This window comes from Candidatus Methylacidiphilales bacterium (assembly GCA_033875315.1).
Lineage (GTDB): Bacteria > Verrucomicrobiota > Verrucomicrobiia > Methylacidiphilales > CAZTYG01 > JANRJG01.
In genome coordinates, this window is sequence record JANRJG010000003.1 from 196,907 (window position 1) to 209,435 (window position 12,529).

8 protein-coding genes are annotated in these 12,529 nt (G+C 59.6%); all 8 read right to left on the bottom strand.

Going from position 1 to position 12,529, the window contains the following annotated elements; all coding sequences use genetic code 11:
• Positions 1 to 3: 3 nt before the first annotated feature.
• The 8 genes from SFU85_00830 to SFU85_00865 all read right to left on the bottom strand — a co-directional run bounded on the left by SFU85_00830 (position 4) and on the right by SFU85_00865 (position 12,475).
• On the bottom strand, positions 4 to 546 hold the full coding sequence (locus SFU85_00830) for an RbsD/FucU domain-containing protein (GenBank protein MDX6765315.1): 543 nt from the start codon (positions 544 to 546) through the stop codon (positions 4 to 6).
• Complete coding sequence (locus SFU85_00835) at positions 543 to 3,782, bottom strand: GH116 family glycosyl-hydrolase (GenBank protein MDX6765316.1); 3,240 nt, start codon at positions 3,780 to 3,782, stop codon at positions 543 to 545. The genes SFU85_00830 and SFU85_00835 overlap by 4 nt, the downstream gene beginning before the upstream one ends.
• Positions 3,783 to 3,869: 87 nt before the next feature.
• Positions 3,870 to 5,651, bottom strand: coding sequence for an FAD-dependent oxidoreductase (locus SFU85_00840; GenBank protein ID MDX6765317.1), 1,782 nt, complete (start codon positions 5,649 to 5,651; stop codon positions 3,870 to 3,872).
• A gap of 82 nt (positions 5,652 to 5,733) precedes the next feature.
• On the bottom strand, positions 5,734 to 7,140 hold the full coding sequence (locus SFU85_00845) for a sulfatase-like hydrolase/transferase (GenBank protein MDX6765318.1): 1,407 nt from the start codon (positions 7,138 to 7,140) through the stop codon (positions 5,734 to 5,736).
• A gap of 52 nt (positions 7,141 to 7,192) precedes the next feature.
• Entirely contained in the window at positions 7,193 to 8,569 is a 1,377-nt protein-coding gene (locus SFU85_00850) for an MFS transporter (GenBank protein MDX6765319.1), read from the bottom strand.
• A gap of 3 nt (positions 8,570 to 8,572) precedes the next feature.
• Entirely contained in the window at positions 8,573 to 10,222 is a 1,650-nt protein-coding gene (locus tag SFU85_00855) for a hypothetical protein (protein MDX6765320.1), read from the bottom strand.
• A gap of 161 nt (positions 10,223 to 10,383) precedes the next feature.
• On the bottom strand, positions 10,384 to 11,241 hold the full coding sequence (locus SFU85_00860; GenBank protein ID MDX6765321.1) for a helix-turn-helix domain-containing protein: 858 nt from the start codon (positions 11,239 to 11,241) through the stop codon (positions 10,384 to 10,386).
• A 52-nt stretch (positions 11,242 to 11,293) separates the two neighbouring features.
• Complete coding sequence (locus tag SFU85_00865) at positions 11,294 to 12,475, bottom strand: SGNH/GDSL hydrolase family protein (protein MDX6765322.1); 1,182 nt, start codon at positions 12,473 to 12,475, stop codon at positions 11,294 to 11,296.
• Positions 12,476 to 12,529: the final 54 nt, after the last annotated feature.

The window sequence follows — 12,529 nt, forward strand, 5'->3', positions numbered from 1 at the left end:
GGTTTATTTCTTGTTATTTTTGGGCAAAGTATCGCGCAGCCGTTTCTCAGAGTCCTTATTCCAATAACCGCACTCGAGTTTGAGGAAGACGGAGGTATAGGGGATGGTCATGTTCGTTTTCAGTAGGAGGACGTGGAAGGTTTTCCCGGCCTCGTCGAGCTTGGTGATGATTTCCTCGTGGGGGAGCTTGGTCATGGCCAATCCGGCAAGGATTTTGGCGAGCTGATTGCGGTAGGCCGTGACACCCGGGGCGTCTTTTTCGGACACAAACTCCAGCTCGCGATCAATGTAGATTGTCGGTTTGACATGCTGGGTTCCAGCCAGAGCTTGCAACACGGCGCGGGTCACTTCTTCCTGGGTGGCGCCGGTGTTGATCGTCTTCACGCCCGGACTCACTTGCCAGGGGTAGGCGGAATCGGCAATGACGATCCAGTTGCGGTGGCCGAGCAGAGGCAGGGACTCTTTGAGTGTATCCTTCCATTCTGCCGCCTGAAGCTGAAGCGAGGGGTGGAGGATGAAGGCAAGAATGAGGAGGAGGTGTTTCATAGTGTGAGATGGACTTGGATGTTTCGATCGGCGGTTATTTTGACGTCTCGTGACAAAGTGATCGTGGTGCTGCCATCGTTGAAGGTGAGCTTTGCATCAAGGGGCTTCCCGTTCGCTTCAACGGTCGCAGAGGCTGGTTTTGCCTCGGTGGCGAGACGGATCGAGCGCAGCCGGAGAGTCCCCCATTTCAGGGCGATTTCCGCCAACATCTTTCCGTTTTCCATTTTTTGACTGAAGCTGCCCCAACCCTCGGCGGAGGTGAAGGCGGCCTTGAAGTTTTCCGGCGTAAGCTTGGGAGCGAAGCCGAGGTGACCCTTGGGCCCATGGCATTCAAAACCGCAGGCGGTGATGAATGTGCCGTAGCTCGCCATCGCGCGGGAATAGTGATCGCTGCACTCGATTTCGTTCCAAGGATTACGTCGCGCTGCGTGATACCGGTCGTGAATGGCGCGCGTGACGGCCAGGCCTTCCAGCACCATGCCCTCGGCGATCATGTGGGAAGCGACCTGATGCTCGAAGCCGCTCATGCACTCGTTGAAGTAACCGATCTGCCAGCTCGAAAGACCATAGACATCCTTGATGAGTTTCGGGTTCGTGGTCATGACTAATCCCGCATCGCCGGCTAATGCGTAGGGACGACCCGCGGTGAATTTTTTCCGGAATGGCCCCACATCAGGTGCAAAGTTGTATTTCCACAATGCCTTCAACGCACTCAAGGTCTTCTCGCGATCCAGAACGCGTCCGAGATTCACCTGCCAGGCCCAGCTCTGGCCGTGGACCTGGTCAATGTGACAGGCCTCATATGTGCCGAGGCTTTTGGCCCGCTTGGGGTCGGCGATTTGATAAAAATATTCGCCGTTGAACAATTTGGTTTCCACAGACTTTCGCGCTTTTTGGTAATGGGCGCGGCAACGCCCGGCAAAATCAGTATCGCCCTGTTCCATCGCCATCACTTCGCCGGCCCGCAACGCGGCAATGGCCAGCGAAGTGATCCACGCGATCTGTCCAAACCAAGCGGCGTCGAGCGTGTTTTCCTGGGGGCCGTCGAGAATGCCATCGCCATCCTTGTCATGCTCGATGACGTGTTCCAGAGCCCTTTTTACCTTGGGCCAGAGCCGCTTGAGAAACGCGTCATCGGCGCTCATCTGATGTTCGCGCCAGACGCCGAGGATGCGCCCGCAGTGGCCATCAATCGCCGGGGTAGAGCCTTCCGCTCGATGGCGCACGATACCCGAATCTGGGATGAAACCTACGCCGAAGTCCACGCGCTCGCGCAAGTCGCGCTCGATGTCCGGAAAGAGGCGCCCCACCGCCTGTGCGTAATGCCAGACGTGCGTACAAGTCCCCGCGCAACAGCCGATACCTTCCCAGCCCCAGAAACGACCGCTGGCAAAACGGTGTGAGGTCGTCGTCGCGAGAATGGAGGTGTTCAAGAAGGTGCGATCTAAAAACCAGTGTGGCAGCGTGGAATCTACCCACGTATCGCGCCACAACCGCGTCTGTGATTCCAGTCGGGGCCACTCGTTGGCGATGTAATCCGTCACCGCAGTCGCGTCACGGAAGCGTTTGGAAAAATAGTTCCCCTTCCCTGCATCCGGGCAGGGAATCTTGGAATTTGGGAAATGCCATGCGAGCACAAAACGAAATTCCGCCGATTGTCCCGCCGCGATGACTTGCTCCTGAGCAACGGCTCCAACGGGCATGGATCCTTGGGCCGTCAGGTTGTTGGATTTCACGAAAGCAGCCACGGGAAGTTCCGCCGCATTCACCTCTGGATTCGCCGTGCCTTTGCCGATGACCGCGAGCGCCATCGTGCCGAAGTCGCCCTGCCTCTCTAAAACGGATTCGGTATCGGGCATGTCGGTCTGGACGATGTGATCTACGCCGATGTTGGCCCATCCGCCTTTTCCGGCCTCGTCGAAAATTTCAATGACCGCAAGTTGGGACTCATACTCCGCCACCTCCAGCGCCTCGCGGTGCATGGCATTTTTGTCTTTGCCGCTGAAGGTGCGGACGACTTTTCCGTCGACCCACAAACGCAGGCCGACGTCATTGCGGCTGCCGCCGCCGATGTAAAAGGAAAGAAACCTGCGTTCAATCTTGAACTGCGCACTGGTGAGCTTGCCAGTGCGTGCATCTTTTTCCGCCGTGGAATCCCCCGGCGCGCTGCCGTGTGAATTGACCACGCTGCCGCCTTCGCCCCCTAGGGCGCCCTGATAGGGTGGAATGACCGCACGATTGAGCGGTTGTTTGCCGAACGCCTCGCCCTCGATCTTCCATGCGCCATAGCCCTTCTCAAAATCGTCGACGATAATGTCCGGGCGGACTTTAGACTTTAGGGTCGCGTTGGGCTCAAACCGCATCGCCACGAGCGTCGCCTTCTTTCCCAGCGTCACGGAGTTCACCCGTTGACCGCTGCCCGACTTGGCGGAGTAAAAGCTGGCCGCATTTTGCAACCAGCCGGCGAGATTCACCGTGGCCGTATCCGCGCTGCGATTTGTCACCGTGATATGAAACACCGTGGCGGGCAGGCTGGAGTCATCGGTGTTGAGAGGGATGAAGGGCGAATATGCCTCCAGTTTCACTTGCACCTGCGCGGTGGCATCGCTGTATTCCACGGTTCCGATGGGATATTGTCCGGTGAAATTCACTTCGGCCCAGCCGGTGCTGTCGAGCGGGCGCACTTCGGTTTTTCCCTTCTGGGAAATTTTCAGGGCGAAGCCTTGGTCAATCTTCTGCGAATCCGATTGCTTCGCAGGCCGGACGTAGCGCATGCCGTTGCGACTGCTGACATCACCTTTCTTGTCACGATACGGTTCTCCTGCTTCCGACCAAGGAACGGAGACGGGCAGGACGCCTTCAAGGTTTTGGTTGAAGATGTCCCAGTTCCAAAGTTGTCCATCGCCGCTTAGATAGATTGTGCCGCAGCAGATGCCGCCCACGGGCATGCCGATGAAACGCAGCTCTTGATTCGCCTTGGAATACATCTGTGGCGTGCCGCGCGCGTAAAGGGATTTCACCCAGTTGGGCCGCAGTTTTTTGTCGGCAGGAATGATCTGATCCCAATCCAGATCATCAAAGGGACCGGCCATCACCATTCGGGGCAATAAAAGGGAACCCGCTGTCGCCAGGGTCGCCGCTTCGACAAAACGACGTCGGCTCATGTCACCGCCTGAACAGCACCCGGGCGTGTCGCAGCAGGAGTCGTTCTCGGCGGGTGGCTTGGAATCGCGCATGATTTTAGGAGATGATGGGAAGGCTGAAGACAGCGGTGCGGGCGTTAGGTTTTATGGAGTGACGAGCTTTGAGCGGGTGGGTGTATTTCAATTGGCGTAGCTGCGCACCTCAAAGATGCGTGCGACCGGAGCTCCGTGAGTGGCGAGGCACTCGACTTCGACGGTCTGCCCGCTGACCGCGGCGGGCAGGCGATGGACGCGTTTGCGGAGGATGTTGTGGGTTTCCTCGTGCACGACCACGCCGTCAATCTTCAGGCGGTAGTGTCGAACGAGCTTGGTCTGGGGGCCGCGCGGGGCGCTGATCTTTTGGTGGTGGTGACTGGGGGTGAGAAGGAGTTCCTTCTCGAAGCCGCTGTCAAACGTCACGTGGATCTCGCGGATGGGGGCGGGTTTTGCCAGTTCGAGGGCCAGGGAGGCGGGTAGTTCCGCAGAAGTCCAAGCGTGGACACTGTCCGAAGACCAGGAGCCGAACGCAGCGCGCAGGTCCCGGGTTACGCCGTCGAGCGCAAGGGCGGCGGTGTTGCTGCCGCTGCTCGCGCGCGCCGAGGCGGTACGGGCGAGGTCGGCGGGGTCTTCGTTGCGGAGATCGAGGAGGAACGCGTCGTCGCGCAGAAGCCTTTGCTGGAGGGCACGGATGTTTTCCGGGGTGGAGAGGGAGCGGATGTCGTTGGTCTTTTCGTGAAGCCAGAGAGCAGCGGCGGTGCCGACAGCCTGGCCGCCAACGGCACAGGTGGCCATCACGCGGGTGCTGGCGAAGGCGATGTGGGTGGCGCTGATATTTCTGCCGGCGAAGAAGAGGTTGGCGATGTTGCGCGAGTGGTAGCAGCGCAGCGGCAATGGGAACAGGTGGTCGAAGTGGTGTTGGATGCACGGCGGTTCCTCCGGCGCGTCCACGCCCATGGGTGGATGCGTGTCCACAAACCATCCCCCGTAGGCCACCGTGTCGTCGAAGTGGCCGGGCTTGAGCACGTCCATTTCAGTCAGGCGATAGGTGCCGTAGAAGCGGCGGGATTCGCGCTTGCCGGGGATGGATCCGACCCATTCGAGACCCCAGTTCGCAGCCTCGGGGAACTCACCGGAGTTTTTGATGTAGTCCCATACGCCGAGGGTGATGCGCATAAGCTCGTGGCGGATTTCGGCATTGTCCTTGAGGGTATCGAGCTGGCCGCCCCACTCAAACCACCAGTAGCCGTATTCGAAGCTCTTGATTGGACGGAGTTTGAAATCCTCCTTTTTGAAAGTGCGCACCCATGAGGGGCGAACAAATGGTTGGGGGGTATCGTGCTTGCGTCCGGTCAGGAGAATGGAGCTCCCAAGAGTCTGTCGGTCGGCTTTTTCCTGGGCCAGGGACTCGCCGTAATCGGCCTTGCCTTCACGGCCGACATGGTAGTCGGCACCGGCCTCGGCACCGAGGCGACCGTCACCGGTACAATCGGCGAAGAAGCGGGCGCGGATGATGAACTCGTCCTCGGTGGACAGTCGCACGGCGCGGGCGGATTGGATCACCTGGTCCGCGACCTCGACGCCTATGACATCGGTGTCGAGCAACAAGCGGATGTTGGGTTCCAGAATGACTTTTTCGTAAAGCAACAAATCCCATTGCGAGTAAACGCCGGCGGGGTTACGGGCGGCGTCTTCGAGACGGAGTTCCTCCATGAGGCCGGACTCGCGGCAGCCGGGTTTGGCGCCATGGCAGTCGGCACCCACGACGTGCATCTTGATTTCGCTGGAAGCATTGCCGCCGAGGACGGAGCGGTCCTGGACGAGGACGACGCGGGCGCCATTGCGTGCGGCGCTTAGGGCGGCGCAGACGCCGGCGAGACCGCCTCCGGCAACGAGAAGATCGCAATCAATTGAGTGGGAGATCATGGGTTAGTTTTCTGATGTTGGGTTGGGATCGTTATGGTTTCGGAGACAGTGAATAGGGGTGGATCAGCAGGTAGAATGAAGATTAGGGTTTGGCGCGGTTTTCAGCCCGCTGCCACTCGCGCATGTCGAGGCCGGGAAAGGCGGGCTCGATGAGCTTTGCGTTCCAGGCATCGTAGCTGGCCTGCATGTGGTTGAGACGTTCGCTCTCCTGAGCCGCGAGGTCGGTGCGCTCAGAAGGATCGTTGGTCAGATGGTAGAGGGCAGGTGTGGCATCTTTCTTGGATTTCACGATTTTGTAGTCGCCTTCGCGCATTGCGTAGGTTCCGGAATCAAATTGGCGGATATAAATGCGCTCATGGGGCGCGCCGGTTTTATCGCCGCGCAGGTAGGGAACGAGATCAACACCGTCGAGCGGGCGCTCCGCGTTGACGGGGATTTTGTTGGCGGCAGCGATGGTGGCGAAGATGTCGAGCGAGGAAACGGGCTGGTCGTATCGCAGGCCGGCGGGGATCTTCCCCGGCCACCTGATTGCGAAAGGCACACGGAAGCCTCCTTCGAAGGTTTGACCTTTGTTGCCGCGCAGCACACCGTTGTTGGAACCGTTGGAGTGGAGGGGGCCGCCGTTGTCAGCGAGGAATACGATGAGCGTATCTTCAGCGACTTTCAACTCGTCGAGCAGATCGAGTATTTGGCCGACGCCGCGGTCAACCGCCGTGAGCATGGCGGCGTAGGTGCGGCGTTTTTCATTTGTGAGGTGCTTGAATTTTGCGAGATCTTCGTCGGTGGCTTGCAAGGGGGCGTGGGGTGCGTTGTAGGCGAGGAAGAGGAAGAAGGGTTTGTCCTTGTGACGCCGCACAAACTCCAGGGCCTCGCGTGTTAACTCCTCCGTAAGGTAACGCTCGGTGCGCACCGGCTCGAACCCGCGCAACAACCAGGTGAGGTAGCTTTCGGGTTCGTTGCGGGCCTCGGAGGTTTTCTGGATGGTCAACTCCCCGGGCATGTTGCGATGGCCGCCACCGAGGTGGCCGTAAAACTCGTCAAAACCGCGGTTGAGGGGGTGGAAGTTGTCATGCGAACCGAGGTGCCACTTGCCGACTAGGCCGGATTTGTAGCCGTAGGGTCGCAGGGCCGCCGCGATGGTCGTCTCCTCGATGGCGATGCCGGTGGCAGGGTTGCCGGGTTGCCAGGCCACGTTGCGCTCGAAGCCGAAGCGTTGCGGGTAGCGTCCTGTGATAAAGCCGGCCCGGCTTGGGGCGCAGACCGTGCCGGTGACGTAGGCGCTGGTGCAGACCGCGCCCCCGGCGGCGAGGCGATCCATGTGAGGCGTGGGAATGTCCTTGCAGCCGTTGAAGCCGGCATCGGCATAACCCTGGTCGTCTGTCATGATGACGATGAGGTTCGGGGCCCTGCCTTCGGCGGCGGAGAGCGATCCCACCATCATCAGGGTGAGGGCGGCGATAGGTAGGGACAGTTTGGAAAAAGGGATCATCCGGGACGAGCAGGTTGGGTAGTCGGATTTCAATCGTGTTAGGTTGAAGGGGTCAAACCGGTTTGGAAGGACGCGCGATTCCTCCGAGCCAGAGGAGGATCAAGGCGAGGGGATGGAGGAAGGCCATGGCCCAGAACCAGGGGGCATAGCCCTGTCCGGATATCGTTTCCAGCACGGGACCCAGCACTTGTTTGAAAGCCGTATCGAGGAAGCCAGCCGCTTTGTTGGAGGGGCCGGAGACCATGGCGGCCACGATCATGTTCATGATGATGCCGCCCAGCGTGCTTCCCGCCGCCACCACACTGAAGATGGTCCCGAGCGAATGTTTGGGCGAAACGTCGACAATCAAGGCGCTGATGTTGATGAGCCAGGAGAGGGAGGCGAAGACAGCGACAGCTGTCAGCGCCATGGTCATCGGCAGTCCGCTGACCATGGCGACAAGCGGCGAAACCGGCATCAGACAGGCGCAACCCAGCATGACCCAGAGACGGGCTTTGACCGGGGCAACGCCCCGCTTGATGAGGACACCGGAGAACCACCCACCCGCCAGCGATCCCACACCGGCCGCGGCGTAAACAATCCACGTGATGGTCAGGTCTTCCTGGGCCACGGCGAGGTCTGTGCTGAGAAACTTGGCGAACCAGAATTGATAGAAATACCAGACCGGGTCCGTGAGCAGCCTGCCGATCAGTAAGAGCCAGAGCGGTTTGAACATCAGCACTTTCCCCCATGACCAGGCCTTTTCGTCCGTCGCCGGGTTTTCCACCACTCCCTCTTCGATGAGTTCCAGCTCTGTTTCGGACACGAAGCGGCTTTCGCGTGGTTTCCGGTAAAGCAAAAGCCAGGGAATGACCCAGAGAAGGCCTGCGATGCCGGTGATGAGAAAGGCCATGCGCCACCCCGTTCCGTGGCCGAAAAGCGAGTTCACCCATGGCATGCCTCCCGCATAGTCATACATGGCGATGGGGATGACCACGTAGGGCGCCAAGGTGGCCCCGACGGTCGCTCCCATGGTGTAAAAGCCGATGGCCAGCGCCCGCTCCCGCGAGGGAAACCACTCGGAGACGATCTTGGAAGCCGCCGGCCAGATTCCCGCCTCGCCCAGTCCGAGGGAGAAACGGGCCATGCTCATCGAGCGCATGCCCTGGACCCAGGCGGTGACGATGTTGGACATCGACCACCAAACGACAAAGAGAAGGGTGCTGTTGCGCGCGCCCATGCGGTCGACCAACTTACCGGAAACGAGGTAGGCCAGGGTGTAGGCGACCAGGAAGATATTGAGAATATTGGCGTAGTCGCGGTCGTCGATCCCGAGATCCGCCTGGATGGTTGGAGCGAGGACCGAAAGCACCTGACGGTCGACGTAGTTGAGGACGGCGGCCAGAAAAACCAGCACGACAATCCACCAGCGCATACCTTTGATTTTCATGACTTAGGGGCTTGGGGTGGTTTTTGTTTGTTGATCGAAGCGCAGGTAGGCCAGGCTGATGCACCAGCTTGCGCCGTAGTTGACCCAGCCCTCGGGATGGCGGTAGGCACCTTCGGGATTGAAGGGAAACATCTCTGTGCCGGGGGCAGAAGAGATGGACCCGCGGCAGAGTTCCAGCCGGGCGCATACATCTTCCTTGTAGTGTTTCGGCCAACCACGTTCCACCTCGGGGAAGCCCATGGCGGGCTTGGCGGGCGCTGCGGCCAGACGCGGATTACGACCGAAGACGTGATCGATGGCCGCAGTGGAAATCTGCTCCAGGCGGGCCTTCTTCTTCGGGTCGTCCACCACCCAGCTTGCCGCTGTGGCAATGGCAGGAAACGATACGAGATTGCCCACATCATTGATTTTGGGAATCGACCAATGGTCTTTTAAATCGAACCTCCGGTAGTCCCAGAGATTTTCGGAGCGGCTGAGGGCGACATCCACCCAGGCGTTGATTTTTTCCTTCAGTCCCGCAGGGGCGCTTTCCGGGTATTTTTGGAGGAGCCAGACCAGGTTGGGGATCGTGCGGTGCTCGCTCATCCGGTGGCCTTTGGTGGTGCGGGGATCGTTCCAGTCAAGGTTCTTGACGCACCATTCCGCCTGTTGCGTGGCAGCCCAGAGGTAAAGCCCGGCATCGTCCCGGCCTTCACGCTTGGCCACTTCATGCATGAGGAGATTGGGGACAATGGAGTGACCGGGAGCGTGCCGTCCCTTGTAGGGATGGAGTAATCCGCCCATGGGGTTGCCTTCGGTGAGGTCTTCGGGCGTGAGGTAGGTTTTCGGGTCCCACCAGGAACTGATGGCGAGCGAGGGCTTCCAATTGCCGAAACAAAAGTCGCGGCAGCGTTGATAGAAAGATTCCGGCAGCCACTTCTTGAGGACCGGCCAGGCCCAGAGAACGTAGGCGACCTGTTCCACGGTCTGGGGGTGGACTTTCCATTTGTCCGGATCTTTTGAAGGATCATGGGTGAGGGGATTGACGAGATAGAAACCCGCGCCCCAATGGATCAGCTTCACCACATCCGGAGCATTGACTGCGGGAGGTTCGAGGTCGTAGTAGGCCCGCACCGAATTCATGAAGCCCTTGCCGCCGGGATCCTTGTCGTTGAAGGCAAAATCAGAAGCCGTCACCCGCTTCTTGTCCGCACGCCAATCGATTTGTCTGGGCATGGCCTCCACCCCTTTGGGGTCGGCCAGATAAAACATCACCAAAGCGGGAAGAATGGCGTCATAGTAAGTGCCGTCGCGCCAGGGACAGCCGCCGAAGGCGCTGGGGTGCGTGCCGACCGCCGAACGGGCATCGATCAAGAAATCTACCGCCGGTTGCCAGAATTGCTCCCGGTAAAGATGGGGGCGAACGAGAAAGGGATCACTGACGGTTTTCGCGGCATCCTCGATCTCGATCACCCAACGCGCGCGAGAATCCTTGGGCTGGAAGGTGGAAAAATCGCCGATACCCGCACGGATGACCCCACGTGCGAGGGCATCACCGCCTTCTGCCGGGCGCACCTGAAAAGCTGTTCCCTCGGTGGCCCTGGGAGCGGTGAAGCGTTTGGCGCGGGCGTTTTCGTAGCCGACCTGATTGACGGCCACCGGTTGCGGACCCAAGGCAGGATCCTGTGCCACCACCAAGGGAGTCATTCCCCCGGAGAGCAAGATCGTCAGTAGGAATCGATGACGGGCTAATGCCGGGAGATTCATCACCATTGAATCAAACGCATTTCAGACAATCTGTCCAGTCGTGCTGCGTATATAATTTATAGATTCGCTTATACAATTCGGTCATTTTGCATGTTGCGAGGCGGTTTGCCGGTTTGGCTTTTGAACCACTTGGAAAAGTGGGACAAGTAGGTGAAACCGAGCTCGATGGAAACCTCCTTTACCCGGGCACCGGGTTGGAGCAGGCGGTGCCGTGCGTGTTCGAGTCGCAGCCGGTTCCAGTATTGAGCGGGTGTGCTGCGTAGTTCGCGGCGGAATAGACGAACGAGGTGATTCGGGCTCAGTTTGACTCTGGCAGCGAGTTGTTCCCATTCGAGGGGTTCGGCCAGATCGCCTGTCTGCATGAGATCGAGCACCTTGCGAACACGTGCGTCGATGCCGGTATGGCCGGATGGGGAAACACCCCGTTCGGCGAGAACTTTGGACAAGGTCACCAGCCAGCGGAACAAGAGTCGTTCGATTTGAAAGTACTGGGCCAGATCCACCTCGTGGTCTCGTACATCCCAGGTGTCGGGGTTGATGCGATTCATTGTTTGCAGGATGGGGCGCACCCCTTTTTCCAACTCGGGGGCATCTTTTCCCTCCACAACCAGGCTCAGCCCCTTGTCGAACAGATGGGAGCCATCCGGCCAGCGCGCTTCGAAGGCGATGGAAATCAGCCGGGCATCCGGGGAGAAGCTCTGTGCCCGCTTGCCGGGTTTGACGATGAGCCACTGGCCCGGCTTGGCGAGATGGCATTGGTTCCCGTGTTCCACCTGGGCCCAGCCCTCGCGCACCAACCAGGCTCCGCTATTCGTGTATTCCGTGGAGTGCAGCACTCCGTCCGCATCTTCCTTCCCGCGTGCCACGGGCAGGTTGTAGCACCACAGCAAGTGGATGTTCAGATTGAGCCAGTCGCGGTAACGCATGAGTTGGGGTCTCGCTCCTGTCGTTTGGAACGGCTTGTCCGGCGGGGAGCATTCAATGAACGAGTGAGCCAGCAAGAAGAATGGCGGCGAGTTGCAGCACAGGTTTTGGTGCTAGGTCAGGTTGTTTGTAATTCTTCCCCTCCTTTTTGAGGATGGCCGCGTGGTCGGGAAGTTCGGAGAGAAATTCGATCTTCACACGATGTGGGCCGCGGGAAAGCGACTCCGGGTAAAACCACGCCTTGTGGCTGACCCGGCCTGCATAGGAATAAGAATCGAAAAAGGTCGCGTTGAGCGGCGGACGATCATCCACCGTGACACGGAACAGGCCGGCGGCCATGCCGCGAAATCCGGACAAGCCGAAGCCCGTGCCTTCAAAGCTGAACTCTATGGTATCTCCCGCCTGGGAGGTTTCCCACACGCCGGGGAAATACTCGCTGATACGCTGTCGTTGTTCGGTGCCATCGGGCGGCTCGATTTTTTGCCAACCGGCGCTGCGCTGCACGCCCGACGCGTCAATAGCGACCATGCTGCCGTTTTCCCAATTGTCCTTCTCCAACGGTTCGGGCAGTGGATGGGGCCCGGGAAGACCAGCCGCTCGGATGGCGGGCATGGAGCGCACGATCGCTTCGAGGTAGAGTTTGTGGCCGGTTTCGAAAAGCGGATGGGTGCCGTCCGTGCTGAAGACCATCGGGCCGCCGACAGGGGCATCTTTGGCCGGGGCGGGGCCGGAGAAGATGAGCTTCCCCTCGTCGACAAGGCTGACGATCCCGGGGCCAAAATCAATCGTCGGAACGCCGTAGTGGTCGGCAACTTTTTTCATATTCTCGACCACCTGCGGGGAGCGGCCTTCTTTCAGTATTTTTAACATCCCACTTGATACGGTGAACACCAGACAGACCTCCGCTTTCGGGTCGTGACGGCGGATCTGCCGTACTATTCCTTCGACGGACTCAACGGCACGCTGGTCGGTCGCCCCCGCACCGTTGACCGCGAACTCGACAAAGACAAGATCGGGCCCATGGTGCAGCACATGCTCTTTCAATCGGCAGGCGCCAAACTCCGCGCCGGTTCCGGAGATGGTTGCGCGGATTTGACTGACTTTGGCCTGCGGGTATTGCTGGGCGACCCAATCGCGGGAGAGATCGCGCCATCCCCAAGCTTCGGTGATGCTGCCACCCAGGTAGGCGATCCGCACGGGACCACCTGCTTCGAGTTTGGCGAAAAAGTTGGGCAAGCCCGACCGTGGTTGACACTCCGGGATGGGGGATCCTGCGGCGACAGGTGCCGC